This is a genomic window from Knoellia locipacati (genome assembly GCF_007992835.1).
GTDB classification, from domain to species: Bacteria; Actinomycetota; Actinomycetes; order Actinomycetales; family Dermatophilaceae; genus Knoellia; species Knoellia locipacati.
This window is the reverse complement of record NZ_BKBA01000003.1, coordinates 832,450-857,114: the sequence shown is the minus strand read 5'-3', so window position 1 is coordinate 857,114 and position 24,665 is coordinate 832,450. Positions and strand designations below refer to the sequence as shown.

The window sequence follows — 24,665 nt, the reverse complement described above, 5'->3', positions numbered from 1 at the left end:
CGACTGACCGGCGGCCGGCGCCGGGGTGACGGACCGGCCTCAGTCGAGCGGTGCGACCGCTCCCATGGCCTGGTCGAGCAGGGTGCTCAGCCGGAGGTCGTCGTCGAGGGCCCACGCGCCCTGGGCGGCATCGAGGCAGGCCAGCGCACTGGCCGTCACCGCGGCCGCGCGCACGTCGGCGCCCCGTCCGCGTCGGGGCTCGAGCCGCTCGGCCACGAGCGGGGACAGCAGGCCGACGAGCCGCCGGCGCCACTCGACGACGGTGCTGCGCAGCGCCGGCTCGTGGTGGAGCATCACCTGGAGCGGGTGCGACTTCTCGGCGTTGGCCTCCATCCGGGTCACCGACTCGTCGAACGCCGCACGCAGTGCGACCCAGGGCGACTCCTCGGCGGGGCGGGCGGCCAGGGCCGCGGCGACGGCGCGCCCCGACTCCGCGAGCTGCTCGAGGACGAGCTCGTCCTTGCTCTCGAAGTAGCGGAAGAACGAGCGGCGCGACATCCCCGCCGCCTCGGCGATCTGGTCGATGGTCGTCGCCTCGAAGCCCTGGCTCGCGAAGAGCGCCCAGGCCTGACGCATCACCTCGTCGCGCACGGCGCCGCGCGTCCGCTCCCTCAACGACATGACCTCACCCATGTGCGCATCCTAGGCGCGGCTGACGCTCGAAGCCAAAAGTGGCACTCAGTGCCACAAAAGGCGTACAGTGCCTGTCGGTCGGTCGTCGCCAGAGCCGTCGCACGCCACCACCCCCCTTCGTTCGTCCCCGGAAGGACCTCGTCATGTCCGAAAGCGTTCTCACCGACGCGCCGCACCCGACCGAGGCCGCGGTCGCGCCCTCACGCAGTCGGGCCAACCTTGAGCTGTTCGTCGTCGGCCTCGGCGCCCTCGTCGTGTCGCTGTCGCAGTCGGTGCTCGTCCCCGTCCTCGGCACCCTCCCCGCCGCACTCGACACGTCGGCCGGCAACGTCAGCTGGCTGCTCACCTCGACCCTGCTCGTGGCCGCCGTCTCGGTGCCGATCATGGGCCGTCTCGGTGACATGTTCGGCAAGCGCCTCATGCTGCTCGTCGCCATGGGGGCACTCACCGTCGGCTCGCTCCTCACGGCCGTGACCGACAACATCGGGCTGCTCATCGCCGGTCGCGCCATCCAGGGCGCCGCGGCGGCCGCCGTCCCGCTCGGCATCAGCCTGCTCGCCGGTCTCATGCCCAAGGAGAGGGTCGGCTCGTCGGTCGCCCTCATCAGCGCCATGCTCGGCGTCGGCGGCGCCCTCGGCCTGCCCTTTGCGGGCTTCGTGGCCGAGCACGCCGACTTCCACATGCTCTTCTGGGTCAACGCGGTCGCCGGGCTCGTCGCGTTCGTCGGGATCCTGACGATCGTCCCCGAGTCCACCGTGCGCACCGGCGGGCGGGTCGACCTCGTCGGCTCCGTGCTGCTCGCAGCCGGTCTGGTCTCTCTCATGCTCCCGCTCGCCCAGGCATCGAGCTGGGGCTTGGCCTCGGCGAAGGTGCTCGGTCTGCTCGCCGCGTCGGTCGTCATCCTCTGCGTCTTCGTGTGGTCGCAGCTGCGCATCACCGACCCGCTGGTCGACCTCAACGCGCTGCGCCGCAAGCCCATCGTGCTCACCAACCTCGCGTCGGTCCTCTTCGGGTTCGCCCTCTTCGCGTCGTTCATCGGCACCGCCGCCTACGTCGAGGCGCCGGAGGTGAGCGGCTACGGCTTCGGCTCCAGCCTGCTCGTCGGTGGTCTCGCCATGCTGCCCAGCGGTATCGCGATGCTGCTGCTCTCGCCGCTGGCCGCCAAGCTCATCGCCGTGCGGGGTGCGCCGTTCACGCTCGCCCTGGGTGCGGTCGTCGTGGCCCTCGGCTGGCTCATGCGCATCGTCTGGTCCGGCAACCTCACCGAGGTCATCATCGGCGCGACCGTCGTCGGCATCGGCACGGGCGTGGGCTACGCCGCCATCCCGTCGCTCATCAACGAGCACTCACCGGCGTCCGAGATCTCCGCGGCCAACGGCCTCAACGCGCTGTTCCGCAGCCTGGGCAGCTCACTCGCCAGCGCCATCGGCGGCAGCATGCTCGCCGCCAACACGGTCATCCTCGGGGACTTCGCTGTCCCCTCGATCGACGCCTACCGCGAGCTCTTCGCGCTCTGCGCCGGCGCCTCCGTGCTCGCCGCCGTGATCGTCCTGCTCATCCCACGCCGACAGGTCGCCTGAGCCAGGACCTTCCGGCCGGGCACCTTCCGAGAGCCGGTATGCCGTGTCTCGACACGGCATACCGGCTCTCCCCGGGAGCGGGCCGCCTCAGGGACGGCGGACCCGTCGGTGCAGCGGGGTCAGCGGGAGTTGAAGACGTAGCAGAGCCAGATGTTCGGCGCCCAACGGTCGCCGATCCGGCCGTCGACCTTGCGGCAGTAGTAGTCGCGGTCGGGGTTGGCGGGGTTCGCGCCGCCCACGTGGATGTCGTAGGAGCCGTTCCAGTCGCCGGAGGTGCGGATGGCGCCGGCGTACTGCGAGTAGTCGCCGCGGTCGTAGAGGCTGCCGATCGAGACCATCGTCCAGAGGGACTTGCCGACCGTGCTGCCGACGTGGACGTTCTTGACGCAGACCTCGGACAGGCGGGCGCTGCCGTACTCCCAGATCTGGACGCGGCTGAGGACCGTGCCGCCGGCGCTCGTGATCGGCACCGACCGGCTGAGGGTGCCGCGGCAGCCGGAGTAGGTCGTGGTGTTGCTCTCGGCGCTCGCCGAAGGTGCCGAGGCGAGGATGGCGCCGATCGCGGCCGTGCTGGCCAGGAGGGTGGTGGCGAAGCGCTTCATGGGAGGTCCTCTCGCGCGGGGTGGGTCGACGTGAACGGTGCCGGGGCGCGCTGCGGATCGGCTGCGATTTCGCTGCGGCCGCGGGGCTCGGGGACGATGCCGGTATGCCGTCCGCCCCCGTCCTGCTGCCCGCCCACGAGGCCGCGCTGGTGCGCTCCCGGCTCGACGCCCTCGGGCTGCCCGGGATGGTCGACGTCCACACCCACTTCATGCCGGCCCGGGTGCTCGACAAGGTCTGGGCGTACTTCGACCGTGCGGAGGAGGCGTTCGGCCGCCCGTGGCCGATCGCCTACCGGACCGGCGACGACGAGCGGGTCGCGACGCTGCGGGCGTTCGGGGTCGAGGCGTTCACGGCGCTGAGCTATCCGCACCGGCCTGGCATGGCGCAGTGGCTCAACGGGTGGGCCGGGGCATTCGCCGACACCCACCCCGACTGCCTGAGGTCGGCGACGTTCTTCCCCGAGCCCGGCGCGGGCGCCTATGTGCGAGAGGCGATCTCGTCCGGCGCCCGGGTGTTCAAGGTGCACGTGCAGGTGGGCGCCTTCGACCCGAACGACCCGCTCCTCGACGACGTGTGGACCGCCCTCGAACGCAGCGGGACGCCGGTCGTCATCCACGCCGGCAACGGCCCGGCACCCGGCGAGCACACCGGCGTCGACGGGGTCCGGGTGCTCCTGCGTCGCTTCCCGGGGCTCACGCTCGTCGTCGCACACGCGGGGATGCCGGAGTACCGCGAGTTCCTCGAGCTGTGCGTGGCGCACCCGCGGGTCCACCTCGACACGACCATGGTGTTCACGCGGTTCACCGAGGCGATGCACCCGTTCCCGGCCGAGCTGCGCGACCTGCTCGGCGAGATGGGGGAGCGCGTCCTCTTCGGCAGCGACTTCCCCAACATCCCCTATCCCTACCTCGAGGCCGTCGACTCGGTGCTCGACCTCGGCCTGGGGGAGCAGTGGTCGCGCAACGTGCTGCGTGAGAACGCACGGCGGTTGTTCGACCTCGACGACGCGACCACCCCCGGGCGCTCGCCGCGGACCTGACGACACCGGCCGTCCGGGCCTTCCGCCCATTGGGGTGAGCCGGTGGCGCCGGTTCGTCCATAGCGTCACAGGCATGACCGTCTTCAGCACTGCCGTCCGGGCGACCCACCTCGTCACCAACGCTGCGTGGTTCGGTGGCTCCCTCATGGGTGCGGTGGGGCTCAACCCCGCGGCCCGAGAGGGCGACGACGACAGGGAGAGGGCGCAGATCTCCGACCGTGGCTGGACGGCCTGGGGGCCCGTGCAGGGTGGGGCCATCGGGCTGCACGTCCTCAGCGGGCTCGCCATCGTCGCCGACAACCGTCGCCGCACCCTGGCCCACCCACCGACCACGGCCGCCGTGGTCCTCAAGACCGCGCTGACCGGCGCCGCGCTCGCGGCCAGCGCCGCGGCCTACCTCAACGGCGCCCGACTGGGACAGGCCCAGGAGGCGGCCGCGAAGGACCCGGCTGCCTCGGCCCGCAAGGACGCGCTGGTCCAGCGCATGCGGTGGCTGCAGTGGGCGACACCCGCCACGACGGCTGGGCTGCTCGTTCTCGATGCCTACCTCGGTGAGCAGCAGCGCGGCCCGGCCGGGCTGCTCGACCGCCCGATGTCCCTGCTGCGGCGCCGATGAGACGCCGCTTCGACTTCGCGTTCGCGCCGGCATACCGGCTTCCCGCGATGCTCTTCGGGATCCGGCCCGAGACCGCCTGGGTCGACGTCGGCGACGACGAGCTCCGGGTCCGGTTCGGTCCGTGGCGCCTCACGACCGCGCTCGAGAACATCACGGGGTGCGAGGAGAGCGGTGGCTTCGCCTGGATCAAGACCGCCGGGCCACCCCACCTGTCCCTGACCGACCGCGGGGTGACGTTCGCGACCAACGGTGACCGGGCCCTGTGCGTGACGTTCCGCGACCCGGTCCCCGGCATCGACCCCACGCGCACCATCAAGCACCCCGGGGCCACCCTCACCGTCGTCCGACCCGACCTGCTGCGCGACGTCCTCACCGACCTCACCGGCGGATCAGCCGCGGGCACGACGTCGCCGACGAATGGCTGAGGGGGGCGTCGTGGCGGAGTTCCCCAACGAGCCCAGGCAGAGCGCACCGGTGGAGCCCCAGGAGCCCTCGGGCTTCCTCGGGTGGTCCGATCCGACGCTGGTGGCCCTGGCGCGGTCGGTCGGCACCGACCTCGACGCCGCCCTCGAGGTCGCCCGGTCGCTGAGCCCGGTCGCCGGCGCCCTCGGCGGGGCGACCTGGTCCTGGGTGCGGACCCTCGCCTCGCTCGGCGCGGGCGACCTCACCGTCGCGCGGGTCGTCGAGCCCCACCTCGACGCCTTGGCCATCCTCGACCAGGCGGCGCAGCACGACCGCGCCACGGACGACAGCTGGCCGAGCCCGGTCCCCACGCGTGGCAGCACCTGGGGCGTCTATGCCGCCCACGCCCCCGGGCAGCACCTGCAGGCCGTCGCGTGCGGGGGTGAGTGGGCACTCACCGGGAGCAAGCCGTGGTGCTCGCTCGCCGACCGGGTCAGCCACGCCGTCATCACCGCCCACGTGGACGAGCACCGGCGACAGGCCTTCGCGGTCGACCTGGGGCACGCCGGCGTGCGGGTCAGCGAGGACCCGTGGGTGGCGAGAGGGCTCGCCCACGTCCGGAGCACGTCGATCACGCTGACCGACGTCCCGGCCACGCCGGTCGGGCCACCGCAGTGGTACCTCGAGCGTCCCGGGTTCGCCTGGGGCGGCATCGGTGTCGCCGCCGTGTGGTTCGGGGCCGCCTGCGCCCTGGCGCAGTCGGTGCTCGACAGCGCCCACAGGCGCGACCCGGACCAGCTGGCCCTGACTCACCTCGGCCGCCTCGACACGGCCCTGCACACCACGCTGCTCTCGCTGCGGGACGCCGCCGAACGGATCGACGCCGGGGAGGCCCGTGGATCCGTGGGTGAGCTGCTTGCCGCCAGGGTGCGGGCGACGTCCGCAGCGACGGCCGAGCTCGTCCTCGCCGAGACGGGTCGTGCCCTCGGGCCCGGTCCCCTCACCTCCGACGAGGAGCACGCCCGTCGGGTCGCCGACCTCACGGTCTACGTCCGGCAGCACCACGGGGAGCGCGACCTCGCCCGGATCGGCGCCCAGCGCGTCAGGGAGCAACGGTGAACGCCGGCGCGTCGGCACCCCGGCTCGACCACCCGGACGGTGAACGCCGGTGGGTGAGGGACCCACGGTGGTCCGCGGTGACGCGGACCGACATCGAGACCGTGCGCACGGCATACGACCGCCTGCTCGTCGTCGCCGCCCACCCCGACGACGAGTGCCTCGGGGCCGGCGGGCTCATCGCCGACGCCTGTGACCGGGGCGTCGAGGTGGTCGTGCTCGTCCTCACCGACGGCGAGAGCTCGCACCCGGGGTCGCCGACGGTGGCGCCCGCGCGGATGCGGGAACGCCGCGCCCTCGAGGCCGACCGGGCCGTCGCGGTGCTCGCCCCCGCGGCGCGGGTGGTCCACGCGGGACTGCCCGACGGCGGACTCGCCGCCCGCCACGACCTGGTGGTCGAGCACGTGCGCGCCCTCCTAGGGCCGCGAACCCTCGTCCTCGCACCGTGGAGCGCCGACGGCCACCCCGACCACGACGCCGCCGGTCGCGCGTCAGCCGAGGCGGTGCAGGCCGTCGCCTCGGCCGGGCTGGCGCACTACCTCGTCTGGCTGTGGCACTGGAGCGAACCCGACGACCTGCCGTGGGACCGTGCCGTCGTCCTCGACGTCTCACTGACCGCCATGAACCGCGCGGCCGAGGCCCTCGGCGAGCACCGCACCCAGGTCGCGCCGCTCTCGTCCGCCCCCGGGGACGAGCTCATGCTCACCGACGGAGTGCTCGCGCCCGCACGACGGGGGTTCACGACCCTGGTCCTCGCCGAGGGCACGGTCCTTCCCGCTGCGCGTGGCGACGACGAGCGCCGGGAGGCCTCCTTCGACGCGATGTTCGCCGACGGTGACGACCCGTGGTCGAGCGCGAGCTGGTACGAACGCCGCAAGCGCGCCCTCACCCTCGCCCTGCTCCGGCGCGAGCGCTACGCCCGGGTCCTGGACCTCGGGTGCTCGACCGGCGTCCTCACCCGGTCGCTGGCCGAGCGCGCCGACCACGTCGTCGGTGCCGACGTGAGCGCGCAGGCGCTGGAGGTCGCCCGGCGTGACGGCCCGACGACCGTCGACTGGGTCCGTGGCCGGGCCCCGGGTGTCGTGGAGGGCCTCGAGGGCCCCTTCGACCTCGTCGTCCTGTCGGAGGTGGGCTACTTCCTCACACCGTTCGAGCTGTGGCTCACGCTGGCCGCGGTGCTCGCACGGCTCGCCCCGGGGGGCGAGCTGGTGCTCGTCGACTGGCGCCACCCCACCGAGCACATCCCGCTCGACGGACCGGCCGTCCACGCCCTGGTCCGCTCGGTCTGCCACGAGCAGGCCACCGTGACCCATGTCGAGCCAGACGTGCTCCTCGACTGCTACGAGGTGGCGACGTGATCCGCGCGGTCCATGTCGTCATCCCCGCCCGCGACGAGGAGGCGCTGCTGCCGAGGTGCCTGCTCAGCGTGGACCGTGCGCGACGGGTGCTGCGGGCCTGCCGCCCCGACCTGCTCATCGACGTCACCGTCGTCCTCGACGGCTGCGCCGACGGCTCGGCCGACGTCGTCGAGGCCGCCAGGATCGGCAGCCTCGTCGTCGACCACGGTCTGGTCGGAGCCGCCCGGCACGCCGGGGTGAGCCGGGCCGTCGACGCCGCTGCCGAGTCCGGCGTCGCCGCCGACGACCTCTGGGTCGCCTGCACGGACGCCGACTCCGTCGTCCCACCCCACTGGCTGGTCGCGCAGGTCGGTCTGGCCACGACGCGCGACCTCGTCATCGGCACCGTCGAGCCGATCGGGCTCGCCGACACCGCCCTCCTCGAGGCCTGGCGTGAGCGCCACGAGCTGGCCGAGGGGCATGCGCACGTTCACGGCGCCAACCTCGGGTTCCGCGCCAGCACCTACCTCGCCGTGGGCGGCTTCAGGGCCACGGCCCTGCACGAGGACGTCGACCTCGTCCGCCGGATCCGTGCCCACACCACACGCTGGGTCGCCACGGACTCGACCCGGGTGGGCAGCTCGGCCCGTGGCCAGGGCCGCACCCCGGGCGGCTTCGCGGGCTTCCTCGCGACCCTCGCCGACGAGGTGGGCTGATGCGCATCGCCATGCTCGCGACCTCGCGCAACCCGATCGTCGAGCCGTATGCCGGGGGTCAGGAGTCGCACACCGCCATGCTCGCGCGTGGGCTCCGTCGCCTCGGTCACCACGTCCGTCTCTATGCGCGGGCCGGGACCGACCCGGAGCTGTGCGACGAGCTCGTGCCCTACGTCGACCTCCCCGCACTCAGCGAGGTCGCGGCGATGGACCACCAGCTGCCCGAGCCGGACTTCCTCAGGGACCACGCGGCATTCACGGGCGCCGTCGCCGACCTGCTCACCCGCGGGGATGTCGACGTCGTCCACAACCAGAGCCTGCACTTCCTCCCGCTCGCGTTCAGCGCGGCACTGACGGTGCCGGTCGTGACGACGCTGCACACGCCGCCCTTCCCGTGGATGGAGGTGGGGGTGGCCCTGGCCGGTCCCGGGTCGAGCTATGTCTGCGTCTCGCGGGCGAACGCGGGTCTGTGGACCTCGCTCCCGAAGGCGCCCAGGATCATCCACAACGGTGTAGACGACGACGGGCGCGGCCCCGGCCCCGGTGGTCGCTCCCTCGTGTGGACGGGCCGCCTCACTCCGGAGAAGGGTGCCGACCTCGCGATCCGCACTGCCCGGCGCGCCGGCCTCCCGCTGCGCCTCGCCGGGCCGGTGAGCGACCCCGCCTGGTTCGACGACGTCGTCGCCCCCGAGCTGGGACGCGACGTCGAGCACGTCGGGCACCTCTCCCACGCCGAGCTCGCCGACCTCGTGCGCGAGAGCGCCGTCACGCTGGTCACCCCGAGGTGGGACGAGCCGTTCGGCCTCGTCGCGGCGGAGTCGGCCATGTGGGGCACCCCCGTGGTCGCGCTCGACCGGGGTGGCCTCGGCGAGTTCGTCACGCCCGACATCGGCGTGCTCGTGGGCCCGGAGGGTGACGACGAGGCGGTCGTCGGAGCGCTCGCGGACGCGGTGCCCGTGGCGGCCGCGTTGCCACGGGCGCAGGTCCATGCCGCGGCTCGTGCCGCACTGGGCTCGGACCGCATGGTCGAGGACTACGTCGGGGTCTACCGCGACCTCGTCATCCGGCAGGGGGCCCTGACATGAAGGTCGGTTGGTACGTCCACCACCACGGCGCAGGTCACCGCACCCGTGCGACGGTCGTGGGGCGCGAGCTCATGGGCCGAGGCGCCGACGTCACGCTGCTCGGGTCGGCTCTCGAGGGGGATGCGGCCCGGCCAGGACCCGTGACGTCGGTCCGGCTCGCGCTGGACGCCCCGCTGCCGCAGCCGGTCTCCGAAAGCTCGGCGGACGTCACGGTGCACGGGTCGATGCACTGGGCTCCCCTGTGGCACAGCGGATTCCGCGAGCGGATGACGACCATTGCCCGATGGGTCCAGGTCGAGGAGCCCGACGTGGTCGTGGTCGACGTCTCCTGCGAGGTGGCGGTCATGGTGCGGCTGCTCGGCGTCCCCGTGGTCGTCGTCGCGCAACCCGGAGAACGCACCGACTCGGCCCACGCCGCGGCATACGACGCCGCCACCGCGGTCCTCGCGCCCTGGCCCGCGTGGGCCACCGACGACATCTGGCACACGTCCCGGGACTCGACCTGGACGACCGGACCGGACCCGCGCGTGGTCGCCGTCGGTGGGATCGCGCGACGGCCCGACACCGGGTCGTCGGTGTCGACGGCCACCCCGACCGGCCGCCCGCGAGGACTTGTGCTCGCCGGCTCCGACGGCTTCGACGACCCCGGCCTGGCCGGCCTCATCACCGCTGCCGTGCCCGACATCGACTGGACCGTCGTCGGAGGACGGGCCTGGGTGCCCGACGTCCAGGGCCATCTCGCGAGCTCGGACGTCGTCGTGACGCACGCGGGACAGAACGCCATCGCCGACGTCGCCGGCTGGGGGCTCCCGGCCGTCGTCCTCCCGCAGAGCCGTCCCTTCGAGGAGCAGCACCACATGGGTGCCGTCCTCGCACGCTCGGGGATCGCCCAGGTCGTCCAGCGGGACCGGGTCGAGGGGGCGCCCTGGGGCGAGCTCGTGCAGCAGGCACGCAACCACGGCGGGCACGGCTGGTCGACGTGGGGCTGCGACGGCGCAGCCTCACGGGCGGCCTCGCTCGTCGAGGTGGTGGCGGGTGTCTGAGCCGGTGACCGTGGTGACGATCGTCAAGGGACGTCACGAGCACCTCCGTGAGCAGCGCCGGGTGCTGCGCGCGGTCGCTCCGCGGACCCCGCACGTCGTCGTCGCGATGGGTGACCCGGCCATAGACGACGTGGTGGGCGAGGACGACCTGACCACCGTGGTGCACGTCGACGTCGACCCGTGCGGGCTTCCGCTGGCGAGGGCGCGCAACACCGGCGTGTCCACCGCGCTCGCGGCCGGCGCCGAGCTGGTCGTCCTGCTCGACGTCGACTGCGTCCCCGGGCCCGACCTCGTGGAGTCCTACCGGCGGGCTGCCCGGCTCGCGCCGGGGGCCCTGCTCGCGGGCCCGGTGACCTACCTGCCCGAGGGCGTGGAGGTCCCGCAGGACCCCCGAGACCTCACCGCGCTGCGCGCCCCGCACCCGGCTCGACCCGACCCACGCCCCGGGTCGCTCGAGCGTGCGGGCAACCACGACCTCTTCTGGTCGCTCAGCTGTGCCGTGTCGGCGAGCACGTGGGTCACCCTCGGCGGGTTCCACGAGGGCTACGTCGGCTACGGCGCCGAGGACACCGACCTGGGCCGGGTGGCGCGCTCGCGCGGGGTCGAGCTGGTCTGGGTCGGCGGGGCGGATGCCTTCCACCAGTTCCACCCCGTCTCGCACCCCCCGGTGGAGCACCTCGACGACATCGTGCGCAACGCCACGACCTTCCACGCGCGGTGGGGGGACTGGCCGATGGAGGGGTGGCTCGTCGAGTTCGAGCGCCGCGGGCTGCTGCTGCGGAGTGCTGGGCGCATCACGGCCACGGCTGACGGGCAGGTGTCGGCCGGGGACGGAGGTAGCGTTCACCCATGACCCCTGTGCCCGACCGTCCCGTGAACGTGGCGGTGATCAACGACCACGAGCTCATCGTGCGGGGCGTCGCCTCGATGCTGCTGCCGTACCCGGACCTGGTCCGCGTGGTCGAGCTGGACTCCGACCTCATGCCGGTCACGCCGGTCGACGTCGCGCTCTACGACACCTTCACCCACACGAGCCTCGACGAGCCCGACCTCGACGACCTCGCCGCGAGCCCCCGGGTCGGCCGGCTCGTCCTGTTCACGTGGGTGCTCACCGAGGAGCTCATCGCGACCGCGCGCGCCCGTGGTGTGCACGCCGCCCTGCCCAAGTCCCTCGACGGTGCGGGCCTGGCCGCGGCCCTCGTCAAGGTGCACCAGGGCGAGCTCGACCTCGTCACGGTCAACGAGGAGCCGGTGATCCCCAGCCAGTCCTGGCCGGGGCGCGACCACGGCCTCACCCCACGAGAGTCCGAGATCATCGCCCTCGTCACCTCGGGTCTGAGCAACAACGAGATCGCCGAGCGGACCTACCTCAGCATCAACTCGGTGAAGTCCTACATCCGCTCGGCCTACCGCACCATGGGCGTCACGAGCCGAAGCCAGGCCGTCCTCTGGGGGATCGACCACGGCATGGCGCCGACGCGCATGCGGGTCCTGCTGCCGGCGGCGGGGACCGAGTCGTTGTCGGTCGGATCGACGCCGACCCCCGCCGAGGGCTAGAGGTCGCGCGACCCCGTCCCGTTGAGCCGTCGGGCGGCCCGGTCACCCAGCACGCTGACGCCGTCGACCACGCGGGACCCGAGCATCCGGCGCGCCTGCGCTCCGTCGACGTGGCCCGCGGTGGCACTCATCGAGGGTGCGCGGTCGTCACCGCGTGGCAGGGCCCGGGCCACGAGCCCGAGCAGGCGGGAGGTCGTGCCCGGGAAGAGCCCGTGCACCCAGCGTCCGACCCACGTCACCGGGGTGAGCTCCACCTGCGAGCGCCCGGCGAGCACGCCGTCGACGATCCGCCGGGCAGCGCGCTCCGCCGACACCGACAGCAGTGGCAGCGACGCACCGGGCGCGAACCATGCGTAGTCCTTGGGTGCGTCACCGACGAACTGCGCGTGCAGGTGACCGCCCGTGCGCATGAGTCCCGGCACGATGGTCGTCGCGGTGACACCCGTGCCGCTGAGCTCGGCGTGCAGCCCTTCGGTCAGGCCGACGGCGCCGAACTTGGCGACCGAGTAGGGCAGGAGGTGGGGCACGGAGACGACCCCGCCGACCGAGCTGACCACACCGATCCGCCCGGCGCCCGCGTCGAGCATCGTGGGCAGGACGGCGAGGCAGAGATGGACGGGTCCGAGCAGCATCGTGTCGATGGCGGCCCGGAAGTGCCCGAGCGTCGTCGACTCCACCGGTCCCACCTGGATGATCCCGGCGACGTGGATCGCGACGTCGAGCGACCCCTCGCTCGCCACCACCTCCTCCACCCACGTCGAGACGGCCTCGGCATCGGTGACGTCACAGACGTGACCGACGAAGCCGCCGCGCGTGACGGCGCCGGCCGCGGGACGCCCCCCGGTCCCGCGCACCGCACCGACCTCACCCCGTGCGATGAGGTCTGCGGCCCGGTCCAGCTCGGCCCGGTCGCGCGCGCAGCCGTGCACCGTGTGCCCCCGGGCGACGAGCTCTGCACTGATGAGCAGGCCGAGGCCCCGGGAGGCGCCGGCGACGAGCGCGACCGGCCGGGTCATGGCGTGAGGACGACCTTGATGCAGCCGTCCTCCTTCTTCTGGAACATCGAGTAGGCCGAGGGCGCGTCGGCGAGCGGCAGGCGGTGGGTCGCGAGCGACTCCAGACCCAGCGGGTCGCCGTCCTCCATGACCACGGGCACGATGTCGTCGATCCAGCGCTTGACGTTGCACTGCCCGAACCGCAGCGAGAGCTGCTTGTCGAAGATCTCCATCATCGGCATCGGGTCGGCCATGCCGCCGTAGACGCCGCTGACCGACACGGTGCCCCCGCGGCGGACCGCGGCGATGGACGACCTCAGGGCCGCGAGCCGGTCGATGCCGGCCCGCTCCATGAGCGGCTTCGCGAGGGCGTCGGGCACGAAGCCGACGCCCTTGATCGCGGCCTCGGCGACCGGGCTGCCGTGGGCCTCCATGCCGACGGCGTCGAGGGTGCCGTCGACACCTCGACCGGCGGTGAGCTGGATGATCTCCGCGGCCGGGTCACCGTCGGAGCTCACCACGGTGGCGCCGTAGGCCTCGGCCCTGGCCATCCGCTCGGGCACGTTGTCGACGCCGATGACGCGCAGCCCGCGGTGGACCCCGATCGCGACGGCGAGCAGTCCCACCGGGCCGAGCCCGAACACCGCGAGGCTGCCACCCTCGGGCACCGCTGCGTACTCCACGCCCTGCCAGGCGGTCGGCAGGATGTCGGAGAGGTAGAGGAACCGCTCGTCGGGCACCCCCTCGGGCACGGGGATCGGCCCGAACTGCGCCTGCGGCACCCGGAGGTACTCCGCCTGGCCACCCGGCACCGAACCGTAGAGCTCGGTGTAGCCGAACAGCGCCGCTCCCTTGCCCTGCGACCGCACCTGCGTCGTCTCGCACTGCGACATGAGACCGCGCTCGCACATCCAGCAGTGCCCGCACGAGATGTTGAAGGGGATGACGACGCGGTCGCCGGGCCTGATGTTCGTGACGTCGGCACCGACCTCCTCGACGATCCCCATCGTCTCGTGTCCGAGGACGTCACCCTTGGACAGGAACGGCCCCAGCGGGTCGTACAGGTGCAGGTCCGAGCCGCAGATCGCCGTCGACGTGACCTTGATGACGGCGTCGGTCGACTCCTGGATGCGGGGGTCGGGGACGTCCTCGACGCGCACGTCGCGCTTGCCGTGCCAGGTCAGCGCCTTCATGCGGTCACCGACCGGTCCCAGTGCCGCGGACCTGCGAGACGGTCGACGTATGCCGTCGTCTCGGCTGCCGTGCCCACGGGCAGGCAGGCGTCGTCGAGCTTTCCGTCGAGACCGGTCGCCGCCACGAGGGCGTCGGTCTCGCCGCCGAGCCCGATGACCTTGTAGTGGGTGAAGGCGTCGGTGAGGAAGTCACGTGCCGCCGGCTCGTCGGCGAGCCCGGAGCCCCCGTCGGGTCCCGCGAGGATCGCGACGGCGTCGTAGAGCACCGACGGGGCCCCGGCGACGGCCTGCTTGGCCTCGAGGGTCGCCCCGTCCGAGAGGGTGGCGCCGCCGACCTTGGCCGCGATGACCTCGACGACGCCTCCGGCCTTCTCGACCGCCTTGGTGAGCCGCTTGACCGCGGCAGCGTTCGCACCGTCTCCGACGAGCAGCCCGAGCTTGCGTCCCTCGAAGGTCTCCTTGGCGTTGGCGAGGATGCTCAGGGCCGGCGACACCTCGGTCTCCACGACGGGAGCCGCGGGCGTCGAGGCGGCGGGCAACGGCATACCGAGTCCGTCCGCGACGCGACCGGCCAGGGACTCGTCGACGTTGCGCAGGTTCGCGACCATCCGCTCGCGGATGGCCGGGACCTCGCACTTGCCGAGCTCGAAGACGTAGGCCGCGACGATGTGGTCCTGCTCGACCGGGGTCTGGCTCAGCCAGAACTGGCGGCCCTGGCTGTAGTGGTCCCTGAAGGACTCGGCGCGGATCCGCCGCGTCTCGCCCTCGACCGGCGCGGGGAACGGCACGTGCCCGTCGGACCCGGCCTCGCGTGGCCCGCGGTCGTCGCCGGTGAAGGAGTTCGGCTCGTATGCCGCCCGCCCCGGTTGCGTGGACGTCTGCATGTGCCCGTCGCGCTGGAAGTGGGCGACGGGGCATCGGGGGGCGTTGACCGGCAGCTGGCTGAAGTTCGTGCTGCCGAGCCGCTTGAGCTGGGTGTCGAGGTAGGAGAAGTTGCGGCCCTGGAGCAGCGGGTCGTTGCTGAAGTCGATGCCCGGCGGGACGTTCTGCGTCATGAACGCCACCTGCTCGATCTCGGCGAAGACGTTGTCCACCACCCTGTTGAGCGTCATCGTGCCGACCGTCCGGATCGGCACGAGCTCCTCGGGGATGAGCTTGGTCGCGTCGAGGACGTCGAAGTCGAACTCGTCGGCGAAGGCGTCGTCGAAGACCTGGACGCCGAGCTCCCACTGCGGGAAGTCGCCCGCGGTGATCGCGTCGAAGAGGTCGCGGCGGTGGAAGTCGGGGTCGGCGCCGTTGATCTTCACGGCCTCGTTCCACACGACCGACTGCATGCCGAGGACGGGCTTCCAGTGGAACTTCACGAAGGAGCTCTCACCGGCGTCGTTGACGAACCGGAAGGTGTGGACGCCGAAGCCCTCCATCATCCGGAACGAGCGGGGGATGGCCCGGTCCGACATCGTCCACAACGTCATGTGGGTGGCCTCGGGCATGAGGGAGACGAAGTCCCAGAAGGTGTCGTGCGCCGAACCGGCCTGCGGGAAGCCGCGATCGGGCTCCTCCTTGACCGAGTGCACGAGGTCGGGGAACTTCACGGCGTCCTGGATGAAGAACACCGGGATGTTGTTGCCGACGAGGTCCCAGTTGCCCTCGTCGGTGTAGAACTTCGTCGCGAAGCCGCGCACGTCGCGGGCCAGGTCGAACGAGCCGAGGTTGCCGGCGACAGTCGAGAAGCGCACGAAGGTCTCGGTCTGCTTGCCCGCCTCCGCGAAGACGCTGGCCCTCGTCACGTCGGCGAGCGACTCGGTGCACTCGAAGACACCGTGGGCGCCGTAGCCGCGGGCGTGGACGACGCGCTCCGGGATGCGCTCGTGGTCGAAGTGGAAGATCTTCTCGCGGAACGCGTGGTCGGCCATGAGCGTGGGCCCGCGGTCACCGGCACGCAGCGAGTTGTTGTCGTCCTGGACGGGCGCGCCGTGCGCGGTCGTCATCACCGGGCTGTCGCCTCCGGCCAGCTGGTGCAGCTCGCCGCCGTTGCCGAGCTCCTCGGGCGCGGCCGAGGCCGTGCCCCGGGCCTTGCCGGTGGTGGTGGCCTTCTTCTTCGTCGCCATGCGTGGTGCTCCCTCTCGCGGGTGTGTGCCCGGGAGCGACCGCTCCGCGAGCATGCGGACGTCTTCACGACGCTAGGCGGCGCCCCGAGGTCCCGTCACCTCCCTGGGGGTGTAGCGCGACGAGCCGCTGATTGGCAGCGTTCTCGCAGGTCACCGCCCTGATGTCGTGACCTAGGGTGAAAGCCCACAACTGGAGGAGGACCGCCATGGTCCACATCGTTCGAGAGTTCGAGGTGCCCTGCCCGCAGGACGCCGCCGTCGCCTACCTGGCCGACTTCGCCAACGCCGTCGAGTGGGACCCGGGCACCGTGTCCTGCGTGCGCGACGGCGACCCCGCCGCTCCTGTCACCCCCGGTGCGACCTGGACCAACGTCAGCAAGGTGCTCGGTCGTGAGACGACGCTGACCTACAGGCTCGCGACCCTCGAGGACGACCACGTCATTCTGCGGGGGAGCAACAAAACCGCCGACTCCACGGACGACCTCACCGTCACAGCAGTCGACGCGGGCACCAGCCGGATCCGCTACGAGGCGACCATCACGTTCAAGGGGCTGGCGAAGCTCACCGACCCGCTCATGGCGCTCGTCTTCAAGGGCATCGCCGACGAGACGGTCGACGACATGACCGCTGCCCTCACCCGCGTCGGCTCGTGACCGCCACCGCCCACACCGCCGCCACGCTCGGCGCCGAGGACTTCGTGCTGCTCACGACCTTCCGCCGCAGCGGCGAGGGCGTGCCGACCCCGGTCTGGGTCACCGGCCTGGCGGACGGCCGTCGGGTCGGCTTCTACACGACCATGGGCACCGGCAAGACCAAGCGCCTGCGGCGCACCCCGCGGGTCACCGTGCAGCCGTGCAGCCGCAGGGGCACCCCGACCCCGGGCACGGAGCCGATCGAGGCCACCGCCGAGATGGTGCAGTCCGGTCCCGAGTTCGACGAGGTGCAGGCAGCCATCCGCGCGAAGTACGGCTGGCAGACCACGCTCTTCGCCGTCGTCGCCGGCCTGGCCACCCGCCGCAAGGGCCTCACCTACCGCGACACCGTCGTGCTCATCAGCCCCGAACCCCGCAGTTCCGACCGAGAGGACACTCCCCATGCCTGACACGGACCCCCGAGAGCTCACCGCCGAGATCATGAAGGACACGCGGATCGCGACGCTGACCTACGTCGACGGCGAGGGCCGTCTGGTCTCGACCCCGATGGGCACCCAGGACTTCGAGGACCCGGGCACGGTGTGGTTCATCACCGAGCTCGACACCGACAAGGTCGCGGCCATCCGCCAGCGCCCCGAGGTCAACGTCGCCTATGCCAGCGACAAGGGCTGGGTCTCGCTCTCGGGCCGTGCGGTCGTCAACACCGATGACGCCAAGCTCGAGGAGCTGTGGGACCCGTCGGTGTCGGCGTGGATGAAGGGCGACGCGAAGGACCCCAACAACGGTCTGCTCGAGATCACGGCCGAGACCGCGGAGTACTGGGAGTCCCCGGGCAAGGCGGCCCTGCTCGTCCAGCTCGTCAAGGGGCTGGCGTCCAAGGACAAGGCGGCCGACGAGGACGACGACAGCAGCGGGGTCGTCCAGCTCTGACGCACCACCATCGGGAGCACCTGGCATCCTCCGCGCCATGACGGTCGCCGTCATCGGTGTGGCCGGTTCGCGCCTCCGCAGCGCTTGACCCGCGTCACCCTGCCGCCCGGGCCTACGCTTCGGCCATGCTCACCCTCGCGTACGTGTTCGCCGCCGTCGCCGCCCTCATCCACGTCTACATCTTCCGGCTCGAGTCACTTGCGTGGACCGACCCGGCGACCCAGAAGGTCTTCGGCACCACCCCCGAGACCGCGGAGGTGACCAAGGGCCTTGCTTACAACCAGGGTTTCTACAACCTCTTCCTGGCGGTCATCGCGGTCATCGGCATCGTCGTCTCCGCCGCCGGACCGGACGACGTGGGCGCTGCGCTCATCTATGCCGCCTGTGGCTCGATGCTTGCCGCCGCCCTCGTCCTCGTGACGAGCGACGGGAGCAAGCTCCGGGCCGCTCTCATCCAGGGCGTAGCTCCGGCCCTCGCCGTCGTCGCGCTGCTGCTTGCCTGACCGGCGTAGCGTCGACCCATGCCCGCACCAGCGCAGTTCCCCGAGTCCGCCGACGTCGACCCGAGCGTGCCGCCCTCGGGGCCCGGTTGCGCCGAGTGCACTGCGGCACAAGGGTGGTGGGTCCACCTGCGGCGCTGCGCCGCCTGCGGCCACGTCGGGTGCTGCGACACCTCTCCCGAGCAGCACGCCACGGCGCACTTCCGCGAGACCGGGCACCCGGTCGTGGCGAGCTACGAACCCGGTGAGTCCTGGTTCTGGAACTACGAGACCGAGCAGACCGGTCGGGGTCCGGCCCTCGCCGAGCCCTCAGCCCGCCCCGACGACCAGCCGGTGCCGGGGCCACAGGGTCGTGTGCCCGACAACTGGCGCGACCTCATCCACACCTGAGCGGACGGCATACCTGTCATGGACGACGCGACCCGGTTCCTCGGCGCACAGCAGTACGTCGAGCTGACCACCTTCCGCCGCAACGGCAAGGGCGTCTCGACGCCGGTGTGGATCGCGCCCGACGGCGAGGACCTCCTCGTCGTCACCGTCGACGACACCGGCAAGACCAAGCGCCTCGCGCACACCGCGCGCGTCGAGCTGCGCCCGTGCAGCGTCCGCGGCGAGGTCGCTCCCGACGCACCCCGGTATGCCGGCCGCGCGAGCGTGCACCGTGACGCCGCGGCCGTCGCTCGGGTCAAGCGGGCGATCGGCGCGAAGTACGGCTGGTGGTACCGCGCGCTCACCCTCGTCGAGCCGGTGATGGACCGGCTGCCCGGTCGCAAGCCGCGCGCCTCGATCGTCGTCACCGGCGTCACCCGGCTCGAGCCCTGAGCTCCTTCTCGATCGAGCGTGCGAAGCCCGCACCCATGACCTCGAGGACCCCGTGCATCGAGGCCTGCACGGCGGGTCGAGTGATTCCTGGGAACGGGAGCTCGACGGTGACCTTGAGCTCGATCCGCAGGTGGGTCGACGACCCGCCGTCCGCGTCCGCGAGGTCGTAGCGGCCGTCGGTGCCGGCCCGTTCGTGGCCGTCGGGGTCGTGGCTGAAGGTGATCCGGGTCTTCGGCTCGTGGCTCATCCGCTCCGTGAACCCGAGCTCGAAGGACTGCCCGAGGACTGGGATCCGCACGAGCTGCCAGTGCCACCGGTCACCCGTGGCCGTGATCGACCGGACCATCGGGGTGAGGCGGGCGACCGCGGTCGGGTCGGTGAGGACGTCCCACACGAGGGCGCGTGGGTGGGCCACGGTCGCCTCGGAGGTCTTCGTTGCCGAGAAGGTCGCCACAAGAGCTCCTAGTAGCCGCTGGAGTCGATGATCGAGACGCAGGCGCCGCCGAGGACGAGGCTGCCGACGGCCAGACCGATCATCAGCCCGACGCCCCAGGGACGGGTGCTGCGGGCGATGAGGAACGGGACACCGAGCAGCATGGGGATGACCGTGACGAGGAAGACCTTGAGCTCCGTGGGGCCCGGCGTACCCAGCCCCACGATGGCGAAGGCGAGGATCGGTGAGGCGACCGAGGCGACGAGCCCGATGAGGGCGCCGAAGAGGGTCTTGGCCCAGTTCGGCAGTCCGGGCGCCGGGGGGTGGGGGCCGGGGCGTCCGTAGGGACCGGTTGGTCCGTGGGGGCCGGGGGGTCCGGGGGGTCCGTAGGGCCCTCCCGGTGGAGGGGGCGGTGCACCCGGAGGTGGGCCGGGCGGTGGCTGGGTCATGGTTCCTCCCGAGGGTCGGTCGCGGCGGTCACCAGAGCCGCCAGGGTCCGAAGCCGACGACGAGCGCGGCGATGGCGACGACGACGAGCAGCGCGAGGTAGCCCAGCACGAGCCGGGTGTCGCCGAGCAGGCACTTGGACCTCAGCAGTCCCGCACGGCGGGCCCTGGCGTAGCCCACGGCTCCGAGCCCTGCGAAGAACGCCAGCGCGAGGGGGCCGAGCAGCCACCCCAGCAGGGCGACGGTGGCGAAGATGCACAGCCGCAACGGGTCCGGCGCCTGGTCGGCGGTGCCGCCCCCGGCCGTGTCCATGGCCGGGACGTCGGTGGGGACGATCCTCGGGTCGGTCATGTCCGGCCACCCGTCGCCGTCGAGATCCGGGTGCGCGACAACGGTGCCCACGCCTGCACGGCGCAGAACGGCGCGCACTGGTGGGCGTCGGTCTCGGCGTTGACCGTGGCGACGTGCACGCAGCACTGCGTGAGCCGCTCCTCGATCATCGTGTTCATGTCCATGAACGGCTTGACCGTCACCCGCAGCACGCGCTCGCCGAGCATGGCGCGCAGCCTCTCGTGCCGGCCGGGCAGGCGGGAGGAGGCGAGCGTGGCGAGGGTCCCGATCCCGATGTCGCAGTTCGTGCAGATGTCCTTCCAGATCGTCGACATCGACGGGTGCGACAGCGACGACTGCTCGCTGAGCAGGTCGAGGAGCGAACCCTTGACGACGGCCTTCATCGCGTCGGGGATGGTGTCGTCGGCGATGCGGTTGGCGAGCAGGTCGGGCTCGAGGTCGAGCCACTCCTTGAGCCGGTCGTGCCCGATGAGGCTCGTGAGGGAGCGCCACTCGCCCGCGTCGTCGCGCAGGAGGTAGCCGACCGAGCAGCAGTGCGGGTGGCTGCACGGCAGGGCGGTGAGGTCGCGCCACGTGACGTGGCCGCCGGTCTGGCCCTCGAGCCTGGCGAGCACGCCGGTGTGGGTGAGCCGGTCGAGCGGGTCCACGCCGCTGCCGCGGCCACTGCCGAAGACGGGCTGGATCGTCACGCCGCCGACGTAGGGCGTGTCGAGCGCACGCTTGACGACGTGACCGATCTCGTCGTCGTTGACGCCGAGGGCCGCCGTCATCGTCAGCGTGGTGAACACCCCTGCGGCGGAGAGCCGCTCGATCGCCCGGTCCTTGAACCTGCGGATGTCGGCGCCGCGGTGGGTGATCGACGCCTGCGCCGACTCGCCGTCGTACTGCAGGTAGACCTCGACCCGCTCACGGTGACGGCGCAGCAGGGCGACGAGCTCGTCGTCCTGGGCGATCCGCAGCCCGTTGGTGTTGACGAGGATCCGGACGATGGGCCTTGCGATGACCGCGTCGAGCAGCTCCTCGAGCTGCGGGTAAAGCGTCGGTTCGCCACCCGAGAGCATGAGGACGTCGATCCGGCCGTTCTCGCGGGAGAGCCGGGTGTCGATCGACGCGAGCACCTGCTCCAGGGGAGCGACCGAGGCCAGCGCCGGCGAGGACTCGGCGAAGCACGTCGGGCACTTGAGGTTGCAGTGGTCGAGCAGGTCCTCGAGCAGGATGCAGGTGTGCTGCGTCTGCATCTGCGGCAGCCCGTCCTCGTAGGCGCTGGGGACCGGCTTGAAGTTGCCCGTGGCGTCGGGCTGGTGGACCTTGGTCGGCGCGGTCCACTGCTCGAGGTAGGTGAGGATCTCCGGCGACTCGTCGTAGAGCGTGCGCACGAGCCCGTGGTCGGGGCAGCCCCGCTCGAGCCACACGCGGTCGTCGCGCACGGCGAGCCACCCGCTGAGCCGGCGCACCTCGGCGAGCGGCCGGTCCGGGGCCTCCTCGTGGCACAGCGGGCAGAACGCGTTGACGTAGCGGTGCACGCGGTAGTCGCGCAACGGCATACCGGGTCCTCGGGGTGCGCTCACGCGCTCACCTCCACGGGCTGGTCGGGACGGGCGGGTGCGTAGGCGCCGGACCGCCAGCGCCACGCGATGCGGGCGAGGACGACCGGGACGGTCACCGCGAGGAAGAGCTGGGGCCGGGTGAGGCCCATCCAGACGACCTCGTTGCCGCGCACCGTCTCGACGAGGAACCGGAAGATCCCGTATGCCGCGACGTACCAGACGAACGTCTCTCCCGGAGGGGTGTCGCGGTGTCGCAACCAGAGCCACAGGACGGCGAACGCGGCGGTGTGGAAGGCGATCTCGTAGACGAACGACGGGTGCAGCGGCACGCCGGCGACGCTGTCGGTGCGGGAGGCCTGCACGGTGTCGAGGGTGATGCCCCAGCCGTGCCCGGTGGGGGTGCCGGGCTTTTCGGTGAGCAGGCAGCCGACCCGGCCCACGGCCATGCCGAGCGCGACCGCGGGGGCGAAGAGGTCGCCGGTGCGCAGCCGGTAGCCGGTGAGGCGTTTGGCGACGTGCACCCCGAGCCAGGCGCCGACGAGGCCGCCGAGGATCGACCGGTTGCCATAGAGCCACTGCTCGGCGACGGACGCGTTCTCGCGCAGGTCGACGTGCTGGAGCCAGGTCCCCATCCGCATGAAGACCGCACCCCCGACGACCGCGCCGAGGACGACGTGGAGCAGGCGTTCGTCGCGGTGCCCGCGGCGGCGTGCCTCGAGGACGAAGACCGCGGCGGCCGCCACCACACCGAGCGCCACGAACAGCTCGTGGGCCGGGACCGGGCCGAGGCGGGTGATCACGCCCACACCCTTCCATCCGGGCCCGCGTTCTGCCCGAGTATCGCCACTCAACCGTGAGGTGTGCCGGCGGGGCGTCAAGATCGCGTCAAGATGTCCGCGATGCGGCGCGGTGCCGCTAGCGTGCTGGCAGTGACGACGAACTCGCAGCGGCGATCCGTGAGGAACTGGCTGCTCGAGGTGGAGGACTCCGACCCGGGCGGCTACTACGAGGGCGAGCGCGAGGCCCTCGAGAAGGACCACGTCCAGCCGTGGTGGCGGGTCATGTGCCTCACGGGTGTCGACTACTTCTCGACGCTGGGCTACCAGCCGGGCATCGCGGCGCTCGCCGCCGGCGCCCTGGCCCCCGTCGCGACGCTCGTCCTCGTCCTCGTCACCCTCTTCGCCGCGCTGCCGATGTACCGCCGGGTGGCCGTCGAGAGCCCGCACGGCGACGGCAGCCTCTCGATGCTCCAGCGCCTGCTGTCGTACTGGCCGAGCAAGCTGCTCGTGCTCTCGCTCCTCGGCTTCGTGGCGACCGGGTTCATCGTGACGATCACGCTGTCCGGCGCCGACGCCGCGGCGCACCTCACCGAGAACCCGTTCCTGCGTGATGCCCTCCACGGCAAGGAGGTGCTCATCACGCTCGGGCTCATCGCGCTGCTCGCCGGCGTCTTCCTCAAGGGGTTCAGCGAGGCCATCGGGGTCGCCGTGGTGCTCGTCGTCGCCTACTTGGGGCTGAGCGCCGTGGTGCTCGTGCGTGGCGTCTACGAGGTCTACACCCACCCCACCGTCGTCGGGGACTGGACCGACCACATGACGGCGACCCACTCGATGCCGTTCGGGATCATCGCCGCGTCGCTGCTCGTCTTCCCCGCCCTCGCGCTCGGCCTGTCCGGGTTCGAGACCGGTGTCGTCGTCATGCCGCTCGTCAAGGGCGACCCGACCGACACCGCCGAGGACCCCGCCGGGCGGATCCGCAACGCCAAGAAGCTGCTCACCACCGCCGCCCTCATCATGAGCGTGCTCCTCGTCGGGTCCTCGCTCGTCACGACGATGCTCATCCCGTCGGAGGCGTTCCAGACCGGGGGTGAGGCCAACGGTCGTGCCCTGGCCTACCTCGCGCACCAGATGTTCGGCGACGGGTTCGGCACGGCATACGACGCCGCGACGATCGGCATCCTGTGGTTCGCGGGCGCCAGCGCGATGGCGGGCCTGCTCAACATCGTCCCCCGCTACCTGCCCCGCTACGGCATGGCGCCGGACTGGGCGAGCTCGACGCGTCCCCTCGTCCTCGTCCTCGCGTTCATCGCGGCCGTCGTCACGATCCTCTTCAAGGCCGACGTCGACGAGCAGGCCGGCGCCTACGCCACCGGTGTCCTCGCCCTCATGACCTCGGCGGCGATCGCGGTCTTCCTCACCGAGCTCCGGCGACGGCACCGCGGGGCGGCGGCGTTCTTCGCGGTCGTCAGCGCGATCTTCGTCTACACGTTCGTCGTCACCGTGGTCAAGCGCCCCGAGGGTCTCATCATCGCGCTGCTCTTCATCGCGATGATCCTCGCCGTCTCGGTCGCCTCGCGGATCTCGCGCAGCACCGAGCTGCGGGTGCGCGAGGTCGAGTACGACGACGGGGCGAGCGCGCTCATCGAGCGCACGAGCGACGGCCGCAACCCGCTGCGGTTCATCGCGAACAAGCTCAACGCCGGCGACGACGCCGAGTACGACGGCAAGGACCTCGAGGTCCGCGTCGACAACCACCTCAAGGGCTGGCAGAAGGCCCTGTTCATCGAGGTCGAGATCACCGACGCGAGCGACTTCGACTCACCCGTGACGGTGCGAGCCGTCCGGGTCGGCCGCCACGAGATCCTGCGCGCCACGGGGACGTCGGTGCCCAACGTGCTCGCCGCCGTGCTCCTCGACATCCGTGACCGGACCGGCATCCCACCGCACGCCTACTTCGAGTGGAGCGAGCGGGCGCCGGGGGCCAACGTGCTCCGCTTCCTGCTCGCCGGTGAGGGGGACGTCCCGCCGCTGACCCACGAGATCCTGCGCCGCGCCGAGCCGGACGAACCGCGCCGCCCGCGGGTCCACGTCGGCGGCTGAGGCGGGTCGGGAGGAGCCTCGTCCATGTGCGTGATCGGGTCGGTCACCTATAGGTGTCCAGCCTGGACACCTATAGG

Annotated in this window: 28 protein-coding genes; 18 read left to right on the top strand and 10 right to left on the bottom strand. The window is 72.1% G+C overall.

Going from position 1 to position 24,665, the window contains the following annotated elements:
* Positions 1-39 precede the first annotated feature (39 nt).
* The gene (locus KLO01_RS05610; RefSeq protein ID WP_147062883.1) at positions 40-633 is read right to left on the bottom strand and encodes a TetR/AcrR family transcriptional regulator; all 594 of its coding nucleotides are present in this window, start codon (positions 631-633) and stop codon (positions 40-42) included.
* A 143-nt stretch (positions 634-776) separates the two neighbouring features.
* On the opposite strand from KLO01_RS05610, the gene KLO01_RS05605 reads away from it, so the two are divergent.
* A complete protein-coding gene (locus tag KLO01_RS05605) occupies positions 777-2,213 on the top strand; it encodes an MFS transporter (RefSeq protein WP_147062881.1) in 1,437 nt (478 codons plus the stop codon).
* Positions 2,214-2,332: 119 nt separating this feature from the next.
* On the opposite strand, the gene KLO01_RS05600 is transcribed toward KLO01_RS05605, so the two are convergent.
* Entirely contained in the window at positions 2,333-2,815 is a 483-nt protein-coding gene (locus KLO01_RS05600; RefSeq protein WP_147062879.1) for a hypothetical protein, read from the bottom strand.
* A 104-nt stretch (positions 2,816-2,919) separates the two neighbouring features.
* Between KLO01_RS05600 and KLO01_RS05595 the strand changes: the two genes are divergently transcribed.
* The 10 genes from KLO01_RS05595 to KLO01_RS05550 all read left to right on the top strand — a co-directional run bounded on the left by KLO01_RS05595 (position 2,920) and on the right by KLO01_RS05550 (position 11,727).
* Positions 2,920-3,855, top strand: a complete 936-nt coding sequence (locus KLO01_RS05595; RefSeq protein WP_147062877.1) for an amidohydrolase family protein — start codon at positions 2,920-2,922, stop codon at positions 3,853-3,855.
* A gap of 73 nt (positions 3,856-3,928) precedes the next feature.
* Complete coding sequence (locus KLO01_RS05590; RefSeq protein ID WP_147062875.1) at positions 3,929-4,471, top strand: hypothetical protein; 543 nt, start codon at positions 3,929-3,931, stop codon at positions 4,469-4,471.
* Positions 4,468-4,896: a hypothetical protein gene (locus KLO01_RS05585; protein ID WP_147062874.1), complete on the top strand. Its 429-nt coding sequence runs from the start codon at positions 4,468-4,470 to the stop codon at positions 4,894-4,896. Before KLO01_RS05590 ends, KLO01_RS05585 begins: the two co-directional genes overlap by 4 nt.
* A gap of 10 nt (positions 4,897-4,906) precedes the next feature.
* Positions 4,907-5,992, top strand: a complete 1,086-nt coding sequence (locus KLO01_RS05580; protein ID WP_246136066.1) for an acyl-CoA dehydrogenase family protein — start codon at positions 4,907-4,909, stop codon at positions 5,990-5,992.
* A 77-nt stretch (positions 5,993-6,069) separates the two neighbouring features.
* Positions 6,070-7,347, top strand: coding sequence for a bifunctional PIG-L family deacetylase/class I SAM-dependent methyltransferase (locus tag KLO01_RS05575; protein WP_246136065.1), 1,278 nt, complete (start codon positions 6,070-6,072; stop codon positions 7,345-7,347).
* Positions 7,344-8,042 (top strand): glycosyltransferase family 2 protein, encoded by a 699-nt coding sequence (locus KLO01_RS05570; protein ID WP_246136064.1) that lies wholly within the window; start codon positions 7,344-7,346, stop codon positions 8,040-8,042. The genes KLO01_RS05575 and KLO01_RS05570 overlap by 4 nt, the downstream gene beginning before the upstream one ends.
* A complete protein-coding gene (locus KLO01_RS05565) occupies positions 8,042-9,127 on the top strand; it encodes a glycosyltransferase (protein WP_147062869.1) in 1,086 nt (361 codons plus the stop codon). Before KLO01_RS05570 ends, KLO01_RS05565 begins: the two co-directional genes overlap by 1 nt.
* Positions 9,124-10,170: a glycosyltransferase gene (locus KLO01_RS05560; protein ID WP_147062867.1), complete on the top strand. Its 1,047-nt coding sequence runs from the start codon at positions 9,124-9,126 to the stop codon at positions 10,168-10,170. Before KLO01_RS05565 ends, KLO01_RS05560 begins: the two co-directional genes overlap by 4 nt.
* Positions 10,163-11,023, top strand: coding sequence for a glycosyltransferase family 2 protein (locus KLO01_RS05555; protein ID WP_147062865.1), 861 nt, complete (start codon positions 10,163-10,165; stop codon positions 11,021-11,023). Before KLO01_RS05560 ends, KLO01_RS05555 begins: the two co-directional genes overlap by 8 nt.
* Positions 11,020-11,727: a helix-turn-helix transcriptional regulator gene (locus tag KLO01_RS05550; RefSeq protein WP_147062863.1), complete on the top strand. Its 708-nt coding sequence runs from the start codon at positions 11,020-11,022 to the stop codon at positions 11,725-11,727. Before KLO01_RS05555 ends, KLO01_RS05550 begins: the two co-directional genes overlap by 4 nt.
* On the opposite strand, the gene KLO01_RS05545 is transcribed toward KLO01_RS05550, so the two are convergent.
* The 3 genes from KLO01_RS05545 to KLO01_RS05535 are packed head-to-tail and all read right to left on the bottom strand — an operon-like array spanning position 11,724 to position 16,026.
* The gene (locus KLO01_RS05545) at positions 11,724-12,743 is read right to left on the bottom strand and encodes an SDR family NAD(P)-dependent oxidoreductase (protein WP_147062862.1); all 1,020 of its coding nucleotides are present in this window, start codon (positions 12,741-12,743) and stop codon (positions 11,724-11,726) included. The genes KLO01_RS05550 and KLO01_RS05545 overlap by 4 nt on opposite strands.
* A complete protein-coding gene (locus KLO01_RS05540) occupies positions 12,740-13,915 on the bottom strand; it encodes a zinc-dependent alcohol dehydrogenase (RefSeq protein ID WP_147062859.1) in 1,176 nt (391 codons plus the stop codon). Before KLO01_RS05540 ends, KLO01_RS05545 begins: the two co-directional genes overlap by 4 nt.
* Entirely contained in the window at positions 13,912-16,026 is a 2,115-nt protein-coding gene (locus KLO01_RS05535; RefSeq protein ID WP_147062857.1) for a catalase, read from the bottom strand. Before KLO01_RS05535 ends, KLO01_RS05540 begins: the two co-directional genes overlap by 4 nt.
* 206 nt (positions 16,027-16,232) lie before the next feature.
* On the opposite strand from KLO01_RS05535, the gene KLO01_RS05530 reads away from it, so the two are divergent.
* From KLO01_RS05530 to KLO01_RS05505, 6 genes are all read left to right on the top strand, one after another.
* Positions 16,233-16,679 (top strand): SRPBCC family protein, encoded by a 447-nt coding sequence (locus KLO01_RS05530; protein ID WP_147062855.1) that lies wholly within the window; start codon positions 16,233-16,235, stop codon positions 16,677-16,679.
* Entirely contained in the window at positions 16,676-17,128 is a 453-nt protein-coding gene (locus KLO01_RS05525; RefSeq protein ID WP_147062853.1) for a PPOX class F420-dependent oxidoreductase, read from the top strand. Before KLO01_RS05530 ends, KLO01_RS05525 begins: the two co-directional genes overlap by 4 nt.
* A complete protein-coding gene (locus KLO01_RS05520; protein WP_147062851.1) occupies positions 17,121-17,609 on the top strand; it encodes a pyridoxamine 5'-phosphate oxidase family protein in 489 nt (162 codons plus the stop codon). Before KLO01_RS05525 ends, KLO01_RS05520 begins: the two co-directional genes overlap by 8 nt.
* Before the next feature lie 125 nt (positions 17,610-17,734).
* Complete coding sequence (locus KLO01_RS05515; protein ID WP_147062848.1) at positions 17,735-18,112, top strand: DUF1304 domain-containing protein; 378 nt, start codon at positions 17,735-17,737, stop codon at positions 18,110-18,112.
* An 18-nt stretch (positions 18,113-18,130) separates the two neighbouring features.
* A complete protein-coding gene (locus KLO01_RS05510) occupies positions 18,131-18,499 on the top strand; it encodes a UBP-type zinc finger domain-containing protein (protein ID WP_147062846.1) in 369 nt (122 codons plus the stop codon).
* Between the two features lie 18 nt (positions 18,500-18,517).
* Positions 18,518-18,931, top strand: coding sequence for a PPOX class F420-dependent oxidoreductase (locus tag KLO01_RS05505; RefSeq protein WP_147062844.1), 414 nt, complete (start codon positions 18,518-18,520; stop codon positions 18,929-18,931).
* Here the strand turns inward: KLO01_RS05505 and KLO01_RS17085 are convergent.
* From KLO01_RS17085 to KLO01_RS05480, 5 genes are read right to left on the bottom strand one after another with little or no spacing between them, the layout of a single operon-like run.
* Positions 18,912-19,385, bottom strand: a complete 474-nt coding sequence (locus KLO01_RS17085) for an SRPBCC family protein (protein ID WP_186827920.1) — start codon at positions 19,383-19,385, stop codon at positions 18,912-18,914. The two genes, KLO01_RS05505 and KLO01_RS17085, sit on opposite strands and share 20 nt — an antisense overlap.
* 8 nt (positions 19,386-19,393) lie before the next feature.
* On the bottom strand, positions 19,394-19,813 hold the full coding sequence (locus KLO01_RS17080) for a hypothetical protein (RefSeq protein ID WP_186827919.1): 420 nt from the start codon (positions 19,811-19,813) through the stop codon (positions 19,394-19,396).
* 28 nt (positions 19,814-19,841) lie between these two features.
* Positions 19,842-20,162, bottom strand: a complete 321-nt coding sequence (locus KLO01_RS05490) for a hypothetical protein (RefSeq protein ID WP_222611924.1) — start codon at positions 20,160-20,162, stop codon at positions 19,842-19,844.
* Entirely contained in the window at positions 20,159-21,730 is a 1,572-nt protein-coding gene (locus KLO01_RS05485) for a radical SAM protein (protein WP_425558306.1), read from the bottom strand. The genes KLO01_RS05490 and KLO01_RS05485 overlap by 4 nt, the downstream gene beginning before the upstream one ends.
* Positions 21,727-22,509, bottom strand: coding sequence for a prolipoprotein diacylglyceryl transferase (locus tag KLO01_RS05480; protein WP_147062840.1), 783 nt, complete (start codon positions 22,507-22,509; stop codon positions 21,727-21,729). The genes KLO01_RS05485 and KLO01_RS05480 overlap by 4 nt, the downstream gene beginning before the upstream one ends.
* A 99-nt stretch (positions 22,510-22,608) precedes the next feature.
* On the opposite strand from KLO01_RS05480, the gene KLO01_RS05475 reads away from it, so the two are divergent.
* Positions 22,609-24,588 (top strand): APC family permease, encoded by a 1,980-nt coding sequence (locus KLO01_RS05475; protein ID WP_371860248.1) that lies wholly within the window; start codon positions 22,609-22,611, stop codon positions 24,586-24,588.
* Positions 24,589-24,665: the final 77 nt, after the last annotated feature.

Bases quoted from the DNA above. Each gene is read 5' to 3' on its own strand.
- KLO01_RS05610 (WP_147062883.1), bottom strand. From the start codon at position 633: ATGGGTGAGGTCATGTCGTTGAGGGAGCGGACGCGCGGCGCCGTGCGC.
- KLO01_RS05605 (WP_147062881.1), top strand. From the start codon at position 777: ATGTCCGAAAGCGTTCTCACCGACGCGCCGCACCCGACCGAGGCCGCG.
- KLO01_RS05600 (WP_147062879.1), bottom strand. From the start codon at position 2,815: ATGAAGCGCTTCGCCACCACCCTCCTGGCCAGCACGGCCGCGATCGGC.
- KLO01_RS05595 (WP_147062877.1), top strand. From the start codon at position 2,920: ATGCCGTCCGCCCCCGTCCTGCTGCCCGCCCACGAGGCCGCGCTGGTG.
- KLO01_RS05590 (WP_147062875.1), top strand. From the start codon at position 3,929: ATGACCGTCTTCAGCACTGCCGTCCGGGCGACCCACCTCGTCACCAAC.
- KLO01_RS05585 (WP_147062874.1), top strand. From the start codon at position 4,468: ATGAGACGCCGCTTCGACTTCGCGTTCGCGCCGGCATACCGGCTTCCC.
- KLO01_RS05565 (WP_147062869.1), top strand. From the start codon at position 8,042: ATGCGCATCGCCATGCTCGCGACCTCGCGCAACCCGATCGTCGAGCCG.
- KLO01_RS05560 (WP_147062867.1), top strand. From the start codon at position 9,124: ATGAAGGTCGGTTGGTACGTCCACCACCACGGCGCAGGTCACCGCACC.
- KLO01_RS05550 (WP_147062863.1), top strand. From the start codon at position 11,020: ATGACCCCTGTGCCCGACCGTCCCGTGAACGTGGCGGTGATCAACGAC.
- KLO01_RS05545 (WP_147062862.1), bottom strand. From the start codon at position 12,743: ATGACCCGGCCGGTCGCGCTCGTCGCCGGCGCCTCCCGGGGCCTCGGC.
- KLO01_RS05540 (WP_147062859.1), bottom strand. From the start codon at position 13,915: ATGAAGGCGCTGACCTGGCACGGCAAGCGCGACGTGCGCGTCGAGGAC.
- KLO01_RS05535 (WP_147062857.1), bottom strand. From the start codon at position 16,026: ATGGCGACGAAGAAGAAGGCCACCACCACCGGCAAGGCCCGGGGCACG.
- KLO01_RS05530 (WP_147062855.1), top strand. From the start codon at position 16,233: ATGGTCCACATCGTTCGAGAGTTCGAGGTGCCCTGCCCGCAGGACGCC.
- KLO01_RS05520 (WP_147062851.1), top strand. From the start codon at position 17,121: ATGCCTGACACGGACCCCCGAGAGCTCACCGCCGAGATCATGAAGGAC.
- KLO01_RS05515 (WP_147062848.1), top strand. From the start codon at position 17,735: ATGCTCACCCTCGCGTACGTGTTCGCCGCCGTCGCCGCCCTCATCCAC.
- KLO01_RS05510 (WP_147062846.1), top strand. From the start codon at position 18,131: ATGCCCGCACCAGCGCAGTTCCCCGAGTCCGCCGACGTCGACCCGAGC.
- KLO01_RS05505 (WP_147062844.1), top strand. From the start codon at position 18,518: ATGGACGACGCGACCCGGTTCCTCGGCGCACAGCAGTACGTCGAGCTG.
- KLO01_RS17080 (WP_186827919.1), bottom strand. From the start codon at position 19,813: ATGACCCAGCCACCGCCCGGCCCACCTCCGGGTGCACCGCCCCCTCCA.
- KLO01_RS05490 (WP_222611924.1), bottom strand. From the start codon at position 20,162: ATGACCGACCCGAGGATCGTCCCCACCGACGTCCCGGCCATGGACACG.
- KLO01_RS05475 (WP_371860248.1), top strand. From the start codon at position 22,609: ATGCGGCGCGGTGCCGCTAGCGTGCTGGCAGTGACGACGAACTCGCAG.